Annotated in this window: 17 protein-coding genes; 14 read left to right on the top strand and 3 right to left on the bottom strand. The window is 54.2% G+C overall.

All coding sequences use genetic code 11. The annotated features are described in order from the left end of the window. The first annotated feature begins 59 nt into the window (after positions 1-59). The 4 genes from NSQ73_RS27755 to NSQ73_RS27740 all read left to right on the top strand — a co-directional run bounded on the left by NSQ73_RS27755 (position 60) and on the right by NSQ73_RS27740 (position 2936). A complete protein-coding gene (locus NSQ73_RS27755; protein ID WP_076247175.1) occupies positions 60-1058 on the top strand; it encodes a Gfo/Idh/MocA family protein in 999 nt (332 codons plus the stop codon). Next, positions 1051-1425: a hypothetical protein gene (locus tag NSQ73_RS27750; RefSeq protein ID WP_340989096.1), complete on the top strand. Its 375-nt coding sequence runs from the start codon at positions 1051-1053 to the stop codon at positions 1423-1425. The genes NSQ73_RS27755 and NSQ73_RS27750 overlap by 8 nt, the downstream gene beginning before the upstream one ends. After that, on the top strand, positions 1422-2345 hold the full coding sequence (locus NSQ73_RS27745) for an ADP-ribosylglycohydrolase family protein (RefSeq protein WP_340989094.1): 924 nt from the start codon (positions 1422-1424) through the stop codon (positions 2343-2345). Before NSQ73_RS27750 ends, NSQ73_RS27745 begins: the two co-directional genes overlap by 4 nt. Positions 2346-2429: 84 nt before the next feature. Beyond that, positions 2430-2936: a hypothetical protein gene (locus NSQ73_RS27740; protein ID WP_340989093.1), complete on the top strand. Its 507-nt coding sequence runs from the start codon at positions 2430-2432 to the stop codon at positions 2934-2936. Between the two features lie 346 nt (positions 2937-3282). Here NSQ73_RS27740 and NSQ73_RS27735 read toward each other — a convergent pair whose 3' ends face one another. Then, positions 3283-3984 (bottom strand): class I SAM-dependent methyltransferase, encoded by a 702-nt coding sequence (locus NSQ73_RS27735; protein WP_340989091.1) that lies wholly within the window; start codon positions 3982-3984, stop codon positions 3283-3285. A 35-nt stretch (positions 3985-4019) separates the two neighbouring features. Further along, entirely contained in the window at positions 4020-5129 is a 1110-nt protein-coding gene (locus NSQ73_RS27730) for an ATP-binding protein (RefSeq protein ID WP_340989089.1), read from the bottom strand. A gap of 284 nt (positions 5130-5413) precedes the next feature. On the opposite strand from NSQ73_RS27730, the gene NSQ73_RS27725 reads away from it, so the two are divergent. The 10 genes from NSQ73_RS27725 (at position 5414) to NSQ73_RS27680 (ending at position 13713) form a co-directional block, all read left to right on the top strand. Further along, positions 5414-5788, top strand: a complete 375-nt coding sequence (locus tag NSQ73_RS27725; protein ID WP_171720587.1) for a Na-translocating system protein MpsC family protein — start codon at positions 5414-5416, stop codon at positions 5786-5788. A gap of 146 nt (positions 5789-5934) precedes the next feature. Beyond that, entirely contained in the window at positions 5935-6720 is a 786-nt protein-coding gene (locus tag NSQ73_RS27720; protein ID WP_042210734.1) for an ABC transporter ATP-binding protein, read from the top strand. Positions 6721-6831: 111 nt separating this feature from the next. Then, positions 6832-7641 (top strand): ABC transporter permease, encoded by an 810-nt coding sequence (locus NSQ73_RS27715; RefSeq protein ID WP_373604790.1) that lies wholly within the window; start codon positions 6832-6834, stop codon positions 7639-7641. Between the two features lie 42 nt (positions 7642-7683). After that, positions 7684-8733: an ABC transporter substrate-binding protein gene (locus tag NSQ73_RS27710; RefSeq protein WP_340989431.1), complete on the top strand. Its 1050-nt coding sequence runs from the start codon at positions 7684-7686 to the stop codon at positions 8731-8733. A 46-nt stretch (positions 8734-8779) separates the two neighbouring features. Continuing rightward, positions 8780-9418, top strand: coding sequence for a cysteine hydrolase family protein (locus NSQ73_RS27705; protein ID WP_340989429.1), 639 nt, complete (start codon positions 8780-8782; stop codon positions 9416-9418). After that, positions 9415-10857 (top strand): MFS transporter, encoded by a 1443-nt coding sequence (locus tag NSQ73_RS27700; RefSeq protein ID WP_340989087.1) that lies wholly within the window; start codon positions 9415-9417, stop codon positions 10855-10857. The genes NSQ73_RS27705 and NSQ73_RS27700 overlap by 4 nt, the downstream gene beginning before the upstream one ends. Before the next feature lie 281 nt (positions 10858-11138). Then, the gene (locus tag NSQ73_RS27695) at positions 11139-11345 is read left to right on the top strand and encodes a hypothetical protein (protein WP_340989086.1); all 207 of its coding nucleotides are present in this window, start codon (positions 11139-11141) and stop codon (positions 11343-11345) included. Next, positions 11342-12091: a WecB/TagA/CpsF family glycosyltransferase gene (locus NSQ73_RS27690; RefSeq protein ID WP_340989085.1), complete on the top strand. Its 750-nt coding sequence runs from the start codon at positions 11342-11344 to the stop codon at positions 12089-12091. Before NSQ73_RS27695 ends, NSQ73_RS27690 begins: the two co-directional genes overlap by 4 nt. A gap of 48 nt (positions 12092-12139) precedes the next feature. Continuing rightward, positions 12140-13282 carry a 3-dehydroquinate synthase gene (gene aroB, locus NSQ73_RS27685; protein WP_340989084.1) on the top strand — a complete coding sequence of 381 codons (1143 nt, stop codon included), beginning with the start codon at positions 12140-12142 and terminating at the stop codon, positions 13280-13282. 98 nt (positions 13283-13380) lie between these two features. Then, positions 13381-13713 carry a hypothetical protein gene (locus NSQ73_RS27680; protein WP_340989083.1) on the top strand — a complete coding sequence of 111 codons (333 nt, stop codon included), beginning with the start codon at positions 13381-13383 and terminating at the stop codon, positions 13711-13713. A 116-nt stretch (positions 13714-13829) separates the two neighbouring features. On the opposite strand, the gene NSQ73_RS27675 is transcribed toward NSQ73_RS27680, so the two are convergent. Then, the gene (locus tag NSQ73_RS27675) at positions 13830-15632 is read right to left on the bottom strand and encodes a hypothetical protein (protein ID WP_340989081.1); all 1803 of its coding nucleotides are present in this window, start codon (positions 15630-15632) and stop codon (positions 13830-13832) included. Positions 15633-15673 lie beyond the last annotated feature (41 nt).

Here is a 15673-nt window from a genome sequence, read left to right as displayed (position 1 = left end):
TGATGAGTGGTTCAAAGAATCATAGGGACTAAGTTTCATTTAAGAGGAGGATTTAACTAATGACAGAAGATAACGCTTACACGATAAAATGGGGCATTCTCAGCACAGGCTGGATCGCCCATCAGTTCGCTACAGATTTGGCACATGCCAGCAATGGTGTGGCTTATGCGGTTGGATCGCGCACGCAGGAAAGCGCAGATGAGTTTGCCCGAAATCACGGCATCCCTGTGGCATATGCCACCTACGAGGAATTGGTCAGCGATCCTGAAGTGGATGCGATTTATATTGGAACGCCGCATCCGTTCCACAAAGAGAATGCGCTGCTCGCATTGCGTGCCGGTAAAGCCGTGCTCTGTGAGAAGCCTTTTACCGTGAACAGTGCAGAGCTGGAAGAAATCGTGGCGTATGCCCGCCAGCAGAAGCTGTTCCTGATGGAGGCTATGTGGAGCCGCTATATTCCGGCCAATGCCAAGGTTAGAGAATGGCTCGCAGCGGAGTGCATCGGCGAAGTGCGGCTGGTCAAAGCGGATCTTGGTTTCCGCGCGGACTGGAATCCGGAGGGGCGTCTGCTGAACCCGGCCCTTGGCGGCGGAGCCCTGCTGGATGTCGGTATCTATCCCATCTCCTTCGCGTCGATGGTATTCGGACCTCACCCGGAAGCCGTCTCCAGCACCGTACATATCGGCGAGACTGGTGTGGACGAGCACTTCTCCCTGCTGCTGTCTTATGGGGATGGCAAGTCGGCTTCCCTGAACGGCGGGATTCGCCTGAAGCTGCATGAAGAAGCCTATGTCTATGGAACTGAAGGCTATATCGTGGTCAAAGGCACGCTGGTAAATCCGAAATCGGCTGAGCTGTATATCGGCGGGGAGCTGGTGGAGACCTTTGAGGATGACCGTGCTTCGATCGGGTATTCTTTTGAAGCTGAGGAAGTGGGACGTTGTCTCCAGGCAGGGCTGACGGAAAGCCCGGTGATGACGCTGGATGAGTCCGTTGCGATTCTTAAGCTGCTGGACGGTGTGCGTGAACAATGGGGGCTTAAGTATCCCGGTGAATAAACTGAGCCTGACGCCATTAACCCGCAAGCTTCTGCTTCACACTGTAGTCTATCTTGTATTGTTTCTGGTGATCCCGTATTTTCAAAGCGGCGATTCCGGGGTAATGGAGGATCTTGGCAGCTGGCTGCTGCTGCTGGTTCTGGTGAATCCCACAGCCGTGCTGATTCTTGCTGCGGATTCGGGACTTAAGCTGGGCTTCAACCTGCTGGTATGCCTGTTGCCGTTGCCGCTGTTCGTGTTATCCATCTACGTGTTGTTTGACGGAAGCGGTGCGTTGTTCTATGGCATCATGTACTCCGTAATCGCTCTAATCAGCAATAGTATAGCTGCAAGCGTAAGAAGGAGGAAAAAGGGGGAAACCAAATGACATTGAATGCTGACCGCTACCAGGGCTGCCTGCAGGGTCTGGCCGCTGGAGATGCGCTGGGAACGACCGCTGAGTTCAAAGCACCCGGAACCTTTGAGCCGCTTACGGATATTGTCGGCGGCGGGGTATTTGGTCTCCAGCCGGGACAGTGGACCGATGATACGTCAATGGCGCTCTGCCTTGCGGAGAGTCTGCTTACGAAGCAGGCATTTGATCCTGTGGATCAGATGCAGCGTTATGTGAAGTGGTACCGCGAAGGAGAGCTCAGCAGTACCGGCGAATGTTTCGATATCGGCAATGCGACACGCGCAGCGCTGCATCAATTCGAAGCCGGCGGCGAAGGGTTCAGCGGATCGGAGGATCCTCATTCTGCCGGGAACGGCTCCATTATGCGGCTTGCGCCGGTGGTCATGTACTACGCAGAGAACCCTGCAGAAGCTATCCGCTATGCGGCGCTCAGTTCAAGAACGACGCATGGCGCAGTTGAATGTCTGGATGCCTGCCGTCTGCTCGCGGCGTACATCCTTGCCGGACTGCACGGGTGGAGCAAGCAGGACATGCTGGTCCCGGAGGCTTACCGTGATTGGCTGAATGAAGACAGCCTGACGCCGCATATGCTGAATATTAAGTATGGCTCCTACCGGATCAAGGAGCCGCCTGATATCCAAGGCTCGGGGTATGTAGTAGAGTCGCTGGAGGCGGCACTGTGGGCTTTTCACAAATCCTCCAGCTTTGCGGAGGGCGCACTGCTCGCTGTGAATCTGGGCAATGACGCCGATACCACAGGGGCGGTCTACGGCCAGATCGCCGGAGCGTATTACGGGCTGGATGGTATACCGGCAGAATGGCGGAGTAAGCTGGCCATGCGTGAGCTGATCAGTGACTACGCCGGCCGGTTGTTTACAGAACGGGTGGAATAGAAGGAAATAGGCTGCATGAGACAGGCTGAGCGCATCTATAACGGGCACTCAGCCTTTTTTAATTATGGAAAGGGGAGAATGGATATGGGCAAGGGTTGGCGGAAACTGCTGATATGGCTGCTGATTAACATCATCCTGGTAGTATTGACGGATGGGATGACATTCACATATAAAACCGGCGGAACGATATCCGGCAACGGCAATCCGGGAATTATCATGCTTGCGGCGGGATGGCTGTTTGGCATTATTCTTTTGTGCAGTGCGGGCATGGTGCTCTACCGATTATTCCGGATGAAATCCGTATTCAGCATACCAAGTCTGTTGATTGCCGTCTCAGCGCTTATTGTGCTGCCGCTCGCCATCTGGCTGGAAACCGGATATGTCGATGCGTTGAGAGTACATCTGAGAGGTTTCACCAGAGATGAGGATTCCGTCGTATTCCGCTTCGGCTGGATCAATCAATATACCAACAACCTGTTCTATAATGCTTATATTCTGGCTGGCGGGATCGCACTGGTTATCCTGGTGGCTTGGATTACAGCACTGCTGCGGCGGAAAGCCGGTACACAGTCACGGAGAAATTCCGGATAGTCGGAAGCGGAGAGCAGCGGCACTCCTACGTACGGCGATCCTTTCGGCGGGGGCTTAAGAGAAAGACAGGTAGAGATGAGCCGAATGCTATGCGAAAAACCGAATACATTGTGCCAGCGATAGGGTAAATGAACCGAATGTATACGAAAAACCGAATACATTGTGCTAACGATAGGGTTGATGAGCCGAATGTATGCGAAAAACCGAATACAAGGTGCCAGCGATAGGGTAAATGAGCGGAATGTATGCGAAAAACCGAGTATAATGCATCAACGATAGAGTAGATGAGCCGTACACTTACGGCAAGCCTGACATGGAGTAGATGTGAAAAAGGACAAGTACTCCGTTAATTTTTTCTGAACAAGGCAGTCCACAGAAAAGCTTCACCAAACAGCACATCCTTCTGATCCATCTGGCGCATGCGTCTGAACTCTATAAGCTCCAAACCGCTGAAGAAGCTCTTAAGCTTATCCTCGGTGAAGCCTAGTCCGCCCCGGAGGCTCCGCTGCCGGTACACTTCCCAATCTGTGATCTCCGCACCCATGGCGCCGGCGGCGAAGCAGACCAGTCCGAAATACCCGCTAGGCTTAAGTGTCCTGTTCACCAATTCGAGGAAGGTAACTCTCCGGTGGGGGTAGATGTGATGGAAACATCCGCTGTCATAGATGAGGTCGTAGCTGCCTGGCTCCAGGCTTAGGTCAAAAATATTGCTGCGGGCGAAATTCACCTCCACCTGATGTTTGCGGGCGCGTTCCTTTCCCCATTCTACCGCTGCCCGAGAGATGTCAATGGCATCCACGGCGTAGCCCTGCTGAGCCAGATAAACCGCATTTCTGCCGCCCCCGCAGCCTAATTCGAGCACCCTGCCGGGTGTAATATGCCCGCCACTTACGTATTCAACCAAATTCTCATCCGGACTATCCTTGAAGAAAGGAATCCCTTTATTCCGGTCCCCGTAGAACTGATCCCACCATTGCCCTTCTTCCCGAAAAAGAGAGTCCAGCATCCTCAGCGTATCCTCATGACTATAGATCGTTTCAATTGACATATAGCAGCAGTCTCCTTTCATTTCATTTGCCCGGTTTAGTTGTTAACGAAGATGGAGAGCCCCGGATATGCCTTCATCAGCTCAGCACTGTGTTCATTCAGCCGTGCCTGTTCAAAGCCTGTGCCCAGAAATTCCTGATCCGGCTTAAAAGTCACACTTGTCCCCGTATCCTTCGCGATTCCAACCGTCATCAGTCCGGACTGCGGCACACCATGCCTATATTCCTGGCGGTACATTCTGCCGCCGCGCCGGATATCAACGGTAAGTCTGCCGGAGAGGGCGTTGACCACGGCAATGCTGATCCCCTGCTCTGCACCGGGGACCTTAAAAGCTCCGTCTCCATTAAATCTATGAATATCGGTCAGTATGGATTGAACAGCTGGCATATTGGAATTCGGCAGAGACGCTACCGGAATTCCCCGTCCATTGTCCATTACGGTGACACTCCCGTCATCGTGCAGGAATATCCCGATTTCGCTGCAATATCCGGCCGCATGCTCCATCACCGGATTCTCGATAACGGCCCACAGCAGGTGATGGACATCGAAATTTTGTGCAGGGCCCAAATAAATCCCCGCGTTATTTCTCGTTCTCATCGTGTCCATATAATCGCTTGTATCCTCCAGAGTACTAACCGAAGCGAGCAGCAGGAGGAAGGGGAGGAGGCGGCGGGAAGGGAAGGCATAACGGCCTCCGTTCTCCTGCACTAATAAATCTGCGCCAGTCAATGCTTTGAGATGATGATACAGCTGGCCGGTAGTGCCCATGCCCAGACGTTCCACCAGCTCCGTGCCCGTAAGCGGCTCCTGAATGACGGATTTCAGAATGTCCAGCCGTTGCCGGTTGCTTAATGCCGCCAGTACTTTGGCTGATTTCTCGTTGTTCACTTCGAGCAGCTGTTCCATCGGACGCTCATGGGGCTCCCAGCGGTAGCTTTGTCCGTTAAGACGGGTATGGCCGGAATAAAATACAGATCCGCGTCCCGCGCCGGGCAGCCCCGCTTCTGCGGCTGAATTCACAGATTCTGGCGGATCAGCATGGCCTGCCAAGCTTCTCCGCTCAGTGTTCCAATGCTGGACGGCCGCCTGAAGTTCGGCAACCTGCTGCTTCAGCGTATCCAGTTCGCTGCTTAAGTCACGGGTCATGAAGGAAGACACCTGCTTTCGAAATTATGTAATTACGTAGTTACGTAATGATTGTAATTCATTAGCGTTATTTTGTAAATATTTAGGATGATATCTTTTTATGTGTAAACTAACATTACATATAATCCGAAATATTAATTAACATGTTAATTTATCTTACGTAAATTTATTGACAACTCTACCTTTTTATCTATAATGATGTATAAGCGGTGGACAATGATGCAGTTGTTGACGTACTTGTGACATAATGTAACATTATTAATAGCTATGAAGGTGTGATCGCAATGATCGCTTCCGCCGGACAATGGAAACAGGATATTTTAAGGATTTATAACGAAATCAACAAGAAGCTGTTTAACGCCGGCGTCAAGCAGCAGAAGGTCGACTTCGTGGGGAACAAGATTATTATTCTATCCATTAACAGCCGGGTGCCCGTACTGAAGGTGCTGGATACCCATGATGCCACGGCAAGCCGCCAGATTAATCTGGTACTGCATGAAGTATTCAAGTGTGAAATCAAGCAGGCATTTCTGGATGAATTTCAAGTGAATATCAAGGCCGTTCTTAAAGATTATGATGTGGAGACCGAGTATTCCGGTACGATCATAATTTTGGAGAAGGACCTCGAGCATTACCTGAACGTTACGTTGGAACTCTGATCTTCCGGAGAGCCGGCCTGCCGTCAGTTTTCGGACATTAGCCCTCTGGGGCTGTGTCTAAAACTGGCGGCTTTTTGTTTATCTGTTGTTTGTCCCGAGTTCATCCCGGCTGCCGATGCTATTAAACCTAATAAGGAGCTGATTCTATGAAAGCAAAGATTGAGATTGCCGGTGTAAGCAAGTGGTTCCGCCGTGACGGCCAGGAGATTATCGCCATGCAGGAGACGAATCTCTCTATAGAGCAAGGCAGATTTGTCAGTATAATCGGCCCCAGCGGCTGCGGCAAATCCACATTGTTCAATATCATAGCAGGACTGATTCCACCGTCTACCGGCCGCGTGCTTGCTGACGGTGAGGATATCGTTGGCAAGACCGGATATGTCGGATATATGCTGCAGAAGGACATGCTGCTCCCCTGGAGGACGATCCTGGATAACATTATTCTGGGCATGGAGATCCGCGGGGTGCCGCGTAAGGAAGCGGTAGCCCGGGCCCAGCCGCTGATGGACCGTTATGGACTGAAGGGCTTCGGCGGCCATTATCCGGCAGAATTGTCTGGAGGCATGCGCCAGCGGGCAGCGCTGCTCCGCACGCTGCTGTACGACCGGGATATTATTTTGCTGGACGAGCCCTTTGGCGCACTGGATGCCCAGACCCGGCTGACCATGCAGAACTGGCTGCTGGAGATCTGGGAGGATTTCCGCAAGACGGTGTTATTCGTCACCCACGATATTGATGAAGCCATCTACCTGTCTGATGACATCTATGTCTTCTCCGGGCGGCCGGGCAGGATCATCTCCAAGATTTCTGTGGATATGCCGCGCCCGAGACATAAGGAGGATACGGTATCTGCGTCATTTATGGAGCTTAAAGCCCATCTGCTGGACCTGCTGTCAGGCGGAGGCGAGGAGCCGGCAGCCCATATCTCGTAGAACTTACAAAACTTACAGAAGGAGAGAACAACTATGGAGAGTGTGCAAAAGAAAGGGTATGTAATTCACAAGCTGGAGCCGGCCCCAATCCATTCGGTCAAGCCTGAGAAAATGCAGAAGGAACCCGTCATCGTGGATGAAGAGGGTGCAAGGCGCCGGACACAGCGGATTGTCGGAATAGGGCGGCTGACGGTCGGGCTGCTGATCGTGCTCTGCTGGGAGCTGTTTACGCGGATCGGCTGGATGGATTCATACTATTGGAGCAGCCCGGTACGGATTCTCAGCACAACATGGACACAGGTGACGCAGGGTACTCTGCTGGAGGATATCGCTTATACCTCCAGCTCGACGATTCTGGGCTTCATCGGCGGAACCCTGATCGGATCGCTGCTCGGTTTATCCTTCTGGTGGTCACGCAGATTCGCCGGCATCAGTGAACCGTTCCTGATCCTGCTCAATGCCATGCCGAAGCTGGCGCTTGCTCCTGTGCTGGTGATTCTGCTGGGCATCGGATTCTTCTCCAAGGTGGCGCTCGCTTTTGCCATGACGGTAGTCGTTGCCGCCTTATCGGCGCACAGCGGCGTGCAGAGTGTGGACAAGGATATGGAGAAGCTGATGTATTCGCTGGGCGCGAAACGCCATCAGGTATTTACCAAGGTAGTCATTCCCTGGGCGATGCCCTGGATGATCAGCAGTCTGCGGATTAATATTGCCCTCTCGCTGGCCGGTGCGATTGTCGGGGAATTCATCGCTTCCAGCCATGGGATTGGCCGCATGGTGATCTACGCCGGTACGATCCTTGATATCAATCTCGTCTGGGTGGGAGTTGTAGTCTTGTCCGTTCTGTCGATGGTGATGTATGCGGGAGTGGTCCTGCTGGAGAAATGGCTGTCCAAGGGATACGGGATGAAGAAGGCTTGAGACCTAAGCAATCCTATATAAGATAAAGGGGAGAATCTGATGATGAATGTAACCAAAGTGAAGCTGTCCGCCGTCCTGCTTGCCTCTGTAATGATCCTGCTCTCGGGCTGCAGCGGTAAAAGTAATGCTGAAGTTGAAGCCGCAGCTGCCGGCAACGAAGCGGGGAAACTCAAGAAGCTGATCATTGCCGAGCCGCTGCACTACACAGGTTATCTGCCGCTGTACGTGGCGCAGCGCGAGGGATATTTTGCGGATGAAGGGCTTGAGGTTGAGATGCTGCAGGCTGCCGGAGGCACACATGTGACTTCGGTAGTCAGCGGGGATGCCTGGGGCGTCATCGGCGGTCCGGAATCCAATGCACTGGCGAATATCGGCAACTCTGACCCGATCGTATCAGTCAGCAATGTGGTTAACCGTGCGAATGTCTATCTGATGGCCAAGAAAGGGACAGCCCCTGCGGGCAGTTCTGATGAAGAATTGAAAGCCTTCCTGCAGGACAAGAAATTGAATGCCGGACGGCATGGCGGAACCCCGAACCTGCTGACCCAATATCTGCTCCTGGAGCTTGGGCTTGATCCGCAGAAGGATGTGCGGCTGCTTGAACCGGCGGATGGCTCCACCGTGGTGGCGATGGTTCAGCAGGGTGCGGCGGATATTGCGAACGGCGCCGAGCCGCAGATCAGTGACGGGATCGCCAAGGGGGTCTGGGAAGAACCTTTTTACAAGTTCCATGATATGGGCGACTATGCCTACTCTGTGCTGAGCGTGAAGAAGTCGACACTGGAGAAGGACCCGGAAACGGTGCAGAAGGCGGTTAACGCCGTTGTGAAAGCACTGAAGGCCATCCAGGAGGATAAAGCTCTGGCGATGAGTGTCCTGAAGGCTGAATTCCCTACACTATCCGATGAAGCGGCACAAGCTGCGCTTGACCGGGCGTATGCCGATCGGCTCTGGAGTCCGGATGGTGTGATTACCGAGGAGGCGCTGGATAAGGACATGAACGTGATGATTAAGACCGGAATCTACAAAGGCGAATACACCTACGAGGATTTGGTCGATATGCAGTTTGTGAACAACATAGCAGTGAAATAGCTAAGCGTCGTGCCATAAGCCTTCAAAAACTAAAGAGGTGAAGATGATGGAATTAACTGCCGATCTGATTATGCCTGATAAAACCGCACTTATTATAGTAGATGTACAGAACGATTACTGCCATGAGGAAGGAGCACTTGCCGCTGGCGGAAATGATGTGTCAGCCGTACGCGAGATGATGCCGCAGCTGCATGGGCTGATCGCGGCAGCGAGGACACAGGGCGTGCCGGTGATCTATATCCAGACCTTCCATGAAAAGGCGACCGATTCGCCCGTCTGGACTTCCCGCTCCGGGCGCGGTTCGCTGGGGGTCTGCCGCAGAGGAAGCTGGGGGGCTGAATTCTACGAGGTGGCCCCGCTTCCTGAGGAGATTATTGTCAATAAACACCGGTATAGTGCTTTTATCAATACCCGCCTCGATTCTGTGCTCCGTTCGCAGCGGATCGAAACCCTGATTATGACAGGAGTGAGCACCAATGTGTGCGTGGAGTCGACGGCAAGGGACGGCTTCATGCTGGATTATCAGATTGTGATGGTGCAGGACGCCTGTGCTTCCTATTCCCGGGCCGCTCATGAGATGACGCTGGAGAACATGAAGGGCTACTTCGGCGTGGTAGCTTCAGCCGCAGACATTGAAGAAAGCTGGAAAATGTGGAATCAGCCCGCCCTGCAGCGGATGTTATGAATTTACCGGTAAGGTCTTCAGGACAAGCTGTGAACCATTCGGCGGTCAAGGTGGTCATCTGCCTCGGGGCCTTTCTGTCCAATCTGTCTGCCGGTATGTTCAATATTTCGCTCATCGATATTGCGGCTGATCTTCGGTTCCCGGTGGCCTCTGCCCAGTGGATCGTCAGTATCTATCTGCTGGTGATCTCGGTGCTGCTGCCTGTAATGGGACGGCTGGGAGACAGGTTCGGCCGCCGTAAGGTGCATAATCTGGGTCTGTTCGCTTTTGCGGCGGGAGCCCTGGGCTGTGCGCTTGCCCAGAACGAAGCCATGCTGCTTGGCTTCAGAGTCATGCAGGGAGCCGGAGCCTCCATGTATCAGGCGACCAATATGGCCCTCATTGTCTCTGTATTTCCACCCGGGCAGCGGGGCAGGGCGCTGGGGCTGATGAGCACCTTCGTCGCTGCCGGCTCCATGGCAGGCCCCGGTCTGGGCGGCTTCCTGATCCAGTGGTTCACCTGGGAGAGCAACTTCTGGCTGCTGGCCGGAGTGGCGGCGGGCGTAGGCATGCTTGCGCACAGGCTGATTCCCCGGGATACGGAAACGGCCGGAGGCAGGCTGGATCTCGCCGGAGCCGCCTGGTTTGCGGCCTGTCTCTCCTCGCTGATGATCGCCTTCGATCTCGGCGGCCGCTCCACCTTCCTGTCTCCGCCTGTGCTGCTGCTGCTGGCGGCTTCAGCGGGAATGGCGGGCGCTTATACGGCACATGCCCGCTTCTCCCGCAGCAGGGATAAGAGGCGCACGCTTGGTGAATTCCCGCCAGCGGACAGCGGTGTCAGCCTGTTCACTAACCGGAGCTTTGCCGCAGGCATCGCCATTACGGTTATCACATATATGGCGGCCTTCGCCGCACAGCTGGCTTTGCCCTCGCTACTGCGTTTATCGGGGGCCGAGCCAGCCTGGGTGGGACTGATCATGATCGGATATCCGCTGGCGCTGGTGGTGACCGCTCCTGTCAGCGGGAGCATCGCGGACCGCAAAGGGCCGCTCGGTATCCTTACGGCCGGACTGCTGCTGATGAGTGTCACGCTGCTGGCGCTGGGCTTCGGCTCACCTGTGCTGAGGACAAGTGCAATGGTGCTGCCGGTTATGCTGCTCGGCTGCGCAATGGGGATGATTACTTCACCTAACACAAGTATTGTTATGGGACTGGCGGCGAAATCGCAGCTTGGCCGGGTCAGCAGCCTGCTTGCCTTGTCGCGCAACATTGGCATGATGTTCGGCACGGCGGCAGGCGGACTGATGATTGGCGGCAGAGGCAGTCCGAACGGAAGCTATCTGGCTGTGTTCGTAGTCTGTGCAGCCGCCGTAGGTCTTTCTTCAGTCTGGCAGCTGTATTCCTTCCGTCACAGCAGCAAGCGCAAAGGGGCGGAACAACTGCATATACCCTATAAATAAGAAGGAGCCTCTGCCCGCCGGGCAGAGGTTTTCGTGCTGAAACAAGAAGGAGGTCCCGCTTCTTAAAATGGTTTGTTCCATCGGCAAATGACATGGCGGGAGCATCCGGAGCTTTGCGTCCGCGGATGCGGAGAAGGCATAACCGGCTAAAGTAATTTTCTGCATTGAAAAGAAATACCGATGTTGGTATGGTGGAATCGCCCGTGTAAATATATGGTTATCTTATGAGATTCATAGCCTACTTACATAAAAGTTAACAATGAACGGCATTGGCTTGGAGGATGGCGGATATTGAGGGCGTTCGGGAGGACTGCGGCTCGCTCAATCAATGTCCGGTAACCGCCTCGACCAGAGAAGTAGTAGCTCATTATCTGGCAACAGGGATACATAACAAGCTGGTTTATACCAGTTCAATGCATTCGGTTCTGGGAGAGCCGCGGGTGCAGTGGGCCATTCTGCAGGATTGGGAAGGACAGGTGAAAAGATGAAGGACAAGGTTTCCATTCTCGGAGTTCCATTCTCCAAGCTGACGCTTGAACAGACAACCTCGCTATTGGACAGCCACATCGGGGGCGGACAGGGAGGGCTGTTTCACCTGATTACAGCGAACCCGGAGATTACATTGGCCAGTCAATCGGACGGGAGACTCCGCGAGATCATCTGCTCAGCGGATCTAATCGTGCCAGACGGGATCGGGATTGTAATGGCAGCACGAAGACAGGGAAATCCCATTCCGGAGCGGGTGACCGGCTACGATCTGCTGCTGAGTCTCCTTGCGAAGGGGGATGAGCGGGGCTGGAGCTTCTATTTCCTCGGAACGGATGAAGTGACCAGCGGACAAGCGGTGGAGAGAATCGCCCTGCGCTATCCGCAGGTGAAGATCGCCGGAAGGCATCACGGATTCTTTACCGCAGACGAGGAGCCAGGAATTATCGCCGGTATTCAGCAGGCCAAGCCGGATATTCTCATTCTTGCGATGGGCGCTCCCTACTCGGACAAATGGCTGTATAAGCATAAGGATGCGCTTAGCGGGATTAAGCTAGTGTTTGGCGTAGGCGGTAGTCTGGACGTAATCTCAGGCAAAGTGAAGCCGGCACCGGCCATCTGGAAAAAGCTAAATCTGGAGTGGGCCCACAGGCTCCTGTTCGCACCCGTTGCCAAAGGCCAGAAATCACGCTGGCGCAGACAATCCGCCCTGCCCAAATTCGTCTACCGGACGATGATCCGCAAATGAAGGAGACGATTCAATTGAAGAGAGTTGAACAGGAAAGGGGCAGAGTTCATGTCTAAGAGCTTTGAAGTGGTACTCAAAAAAGTAGTCGATAACTCCTACAATATAGAGATTGGTGAGAATCTGTTCGGTTCCCTGATCCGCGATCTGCAGCAGGGACTTCTGCCGGATGTAAGCAAGTTCGCCATTATTACCGATTCTACGGTCGAGCCGCTATATGGCCGTCCCTTACTGGAGCTGCTGCGGCAAAGCGGCTTTCAGGCGGATTTATTTTCTTTTCCGGCCGGAGAGAGCTCCAAAAACCGTGAAACCAAGGCGCTGCTGGAAGACCAGCTGTTAAGTCAGGCCTACGGGCGGGATTGCTGCATTATTGCCGTGGGCGGCGGAGCCGTAACGGATCTGGCGGGATTTCTGGCCGGCACCTTTGGCCGCGGGGTCCCTGCCCTGAATTATGCAACCACTCTGCTGGCAGCGGCAGATGCCTCTGTCGGCGGCAAAACCGGCGTGAATACACCTGTCGCCACGAACCTGATCGGCGTGTTCCACCAGCCCCGCAAAGTGTACATAGACCTGGCAGCATGGCACACACTTCCGGCCCGTGAGTTCCGCAGCGGTCTGGCGGAGACGATTAAGCATGCCTGCCTGGCGGATGAGACATTCTTCCGTTACCTGGAGGAGAATATCGGCAGGGTCATCTCAGAACAGGGCGGGCTTATCCTGGATGCGGATGTATGCGGGCATATCGCGCTGACGAACTGCCGGATCAAATACGAAGTGGTAGAACAGGATGAGCATGAGAGCAACCTGCGGCAGATTCTGAATCTGGGGCATACGGCGGGCCGGGCGCTTGAGGCGCTCAGTGGCTACCAGCTGCTGCATGGCGAGGCCGTTGCAGTCGGGCTTGTCATTCAGGCCAGGCTGGGTGTGAAGTATGGATATATGACGGCTGAGCAGGCTGATCGTGTAGTCTCATTACTGAAGAAGGCAGGCTTGCCGACGGAAATCCCGGATTCTATTGCTAACAGGGCACTGATGGACAAGATGTACACGGACAAAAAAGTGCGCGGCGGCCGCATACGCTTCGTCTTCCAGGACGGCATCGGGGAGATGAAACGTTTCGCGGACGGCTCCTATTCAATTCCGGTTGAAGAGACGGATATCATGGTGATGCTGGAGGAAATGCGCGGCAACTGATACATATTAAAGAGTGCTGTGCTTTATTTTAACCGATCGGGAAGCTGCCCCCTCCATTCTGGGTAAATGTAGATAAAGGGAACTTAGGAGGCATCGATATGGGCAACCCGCTGAAGGAATTCAAGAACAGCATTAACGGGCTGAAACAGTCGCTGGACGGTGTGAAGCAATCGGTGGACGGGCTGAAAGCACCAGTGGATGAGTTCAAAACGAATGTTCAGGAAACGCTGGACGAGGCGAAGTCGAGATCGGAAGGTGTGAAGTCAGAGCTCGGACGGATGAAGCAGGCTGTGAGGGAAACGCAGGCGGTGCTCACTGAGGTGAAGGATACCCTGACGGCATCGGCGGATGTGCTGTATACCCGCAAACGATATTTACGCTTATTCGGCCGCAAAAGAAAACTGCAAACCGCCAAGGCCGGGCGTGCTTAAGCCAGTCAGCAGTTAGACTTGGGAATTAGGGTTCCCAAAAAGAAGAAGCAAGAGACAAACGGCACAATCACCGTTCATCTCTTGCTTCTTCTGGCATGACCGGAACATCAGCGGCATCAGGGCATCTGAATGTTTAAACTACCAATCGAATCTACAATAAAGACAGGTACATACTGCTCGCCGGCATCCGTCTGCGCATGGTCATAGCCGTTCTCGAACTGGCCGCTGACGACAGCTAATCCGGTAACCCCGCCGGTTTCACCTTGAAGAATCAGATAACGCCCGTTCGAGCTGGCGACCGTTCTTCCGGCAGAGTCGATATATACATCACAGGAGAGCGTCACCTTCTCATAAGGATGAAGCTCCAGCTGTGTAGCGTCTATAGGGGTATACGTAACCTCCCGGTAGATTTCCGAGAACTCATACACGCCGTTCATTTGGCGGAAAATGGCCGTCTGCCCGTCTTGACCGTCTGCAAGGTCCGTATCTGCTACGCGGATGGAGCCGTCTTCTGCCATCAGCTCATAGCCGCTGCCGGCAAAGCTGAACAGCTGCGAGATCCCCTCGGGCCTAATGGTGTAGGCGGTGAACGTACGGCGCCCGTCCTCTCGGCTGCCTATAGCTGTAACTACAGGTACTTCTGAATAGACAGACAATGACTCGTCAAAAGCAAGCTCTATCAGTGCAGCCGCATCCGGAACGGTGCCGCCGGTGCGGGTGGAGAGGGTTCCGTCATCGCTCATATCGGCGTAGACCAGCCTGCCGCTGGCGTCCACTCCGGCCACAGCCACCTTAGCGCCATAGCGTCCGGTGACGGAGGCCGTAAGGGTATAGCTGCCTTGCACATCACCGCCGGGCAGCAGCCGTACCGGTTCAGCGGTATTCCAGGCGAGTGTCGCAGCGGCAACCGCCTCGGAGGTGTCCTGCAGCGGATTAAGATCCCCGTAGAGCCGGATGGCTTCGGCATATTGTCCGCCCCGGACCTGGCGCGCCGCCTCGCGAAGCAGCCTGGTGGTGCTGCTGTCGATCAGCTTCAGCGCTTTAGAGGATGCTATACCCGCAGACTCTGCATACTTGCGGTAGGCCACAGCGTGTCCGGCGAAGGCGGCGGTACGATCGCCGTCCAGGTCCTTGTTCAGGATAAGTGTGGTACTTTCCTGAACCTGATCCTCAATCCAGTCCGCTGTATAACTATGGCTTTGATAAGCCTCTTCCATAGATAAGGCGCTGTCCAGCATAGGCTGGAAGCTTCCGGCTGCCGCCAGAGCCTTCAGCCTGGCGGTGTCATGAGCCTCGAATTTCGCAGCCAGTAATTCTTCCTTGGCCCCGGCCCCGCCGTAATAGGCATCGGGGATTTGCAGCAGGCTCCATTTGACGCTCTCTGCGCTTCCGGCACTGTTCGTGTTATTCGCTGCGTACTTCTGGCTCTCCGTGAGCCCGGCAAGAAACTGCTCCTTGAACTGCCGGAACCCTGCCGTCATCTTCTCCGAAATGCCTGAATCAGCGGACAGCTGGCGATAATAGACTTCATAAGGTCCTCCCGTAACCATATACTTGCTCTTCAGGCTGAGCAGGGAGGCATAACTCTCCATATATCCGGTGAAATCCTTGACCGTCAACTGGTCTTCCAGGGTTAATACCAGTCCCCTTAGGCTGCTGCGTATAGCCGTTATGGGAGCGAGCTCTTTAAGCCGTGCGTTAATCTGTTCTTCCTTGTATAAGATTGCCGTATTTGCCGCTGCCAGCCGGTACTGGTTCTCGGCAGCGATGAGCTCTCCTGCAGCATACAGCCGCTCAGCCTCACGCACGGTCTGAATCTTGTCCTCTATCCCCAGAGCCTTCTGTCCCAGCAGAACCAGCATGAAGATACACAGAATGATCATAATATTCCGCAGGGTTAATGCTTGTTTGATCGTCATATAGTATAGCCCCTTTATTCGGATATAAGGATTGCGCGTGC

The sequence above is a fragment of the Paenibacillus sp. FSL R10-2736 genome, assembly GCF_038000245.1.
Taxonomy (GTDB): Bacteria; Bacillota; Bacilli; order Paenibacillales; family Paenibacillaceae; genus Paenibacillus_AQ; species Paenibacillus_AQ phytohabitans.
The sequence above is the reverse complement of the archived record's forward strand: the minus strand, read 5'-3'. Positions and strand labels throughout refer to the sequence as shown.

Coding starts and splice junctions, on each gene's coding strand:
- NSQ73_RS27755 (WP_076247175.1), top strand. CDS start 60: ATGACAGAAGATAACGCTTACACGATAAAATGGGGCATTCTCAGCACA.
- NSQ73_RS27745 (WP_340989094.1), top strand. CDS start 1,422: ATGACATTGAATGCTGACCGCTACCAGGGCTGCCTGCAGGGTCTGGCC.
- NSQ73_RS27740 (WP_340989093.1), top strand. CDS start 2,430: ATGGGCAAGGGTTGGCGGAAACTGCTGATATGGCTGCTGATTAACATC.
- NSQ73_RS27735 (WP_340989091.1), bottom strand. CDS start 3,984: ATGTCAATTGAAACGATCTATAGTCATGAGGATACGCTGAGGATGCTG.
- NSQ73_RS27730 (WP_340989089.1), bottom strand. CDS start 5,129: ATGACCCGTGACTTAAGCAGCGAACTGGATACGCTGAAGCAGCAGGTT.
- NSQ73_RS27725 (WP_171720587.1), top strand. CDS start 5,414: ATGATCGCTTCCGCCGGACAATGGAAACAGGATATTTTAAGGATTTAT.
- NSQ73_RS27720 (WP_042210734.1), top strand. CDS start 5,935: ATGAAAGCAAAGATTGAGATTGCCGGTGTAAGCAAGTGGTTCCGCCGT.
- NSQ73_RS27715 (WP_373604790.1), top strand. CDS start 6,832: ATGCAGAAGGAACCCGTCATCGTGGATGAAGAGGGTGCAAGGCGCCGG.
- NSQ73_RS27710 (WP_340989431.1), top strand. CDS start 7,684: ATGAATGTAACCAAAGTGAAGCTGTCCGCCGTCCTGCTTGCCTCTGTA.
- NSQ73_RS27705 (WP_340989429.1), top strand. CDS start 8,780: ATGGAATTAACTGCCGATCTGATTATGCCTGATAAAACCGCACTTATT.
- NSQ73_RS27700 (WP_340989087.1), top strand. CDS start 9,415: ATGAATTTACCGGTAAGGTCTTCAGGACAAGCTGTGAACCATTCGGCG.
- NSQ73_RS27695 (WP_340989086.1), top strand. CDS start 11,139: ATGGCGGATATTGAGGGCGTTCGGGAGGACTGCGGCTCGCTCAATCAA.
- NSQ73_RS27690 (WP_340989085.1), top strand. CDS start 11,342: ATGAAGGACAAGGTTTCCATTCTCGGAGTTCCATTCTCCAAGCTGACG.
- aroB (WP_340989084.1), top strand. CDS start 12,140: ATGTCTAAGAGCTTTGAAGTGGTACTCAAAAAAGTAGTCGATAACTCC.
- NSQ73_RS27680 (WP_340989083.1), top strand. CDS start 13,381: ATGGGCAACCCGCTGAAGGAATTCAAGAACAGCATTAACGGGCTGAAA.
- NSQ73_RS27675 (WP_340989081.1), bottom strand. CDS start 15,632: ATGACGATCAAACAAGCATTAACCCTGCGGAATATTATGATCATTCTG.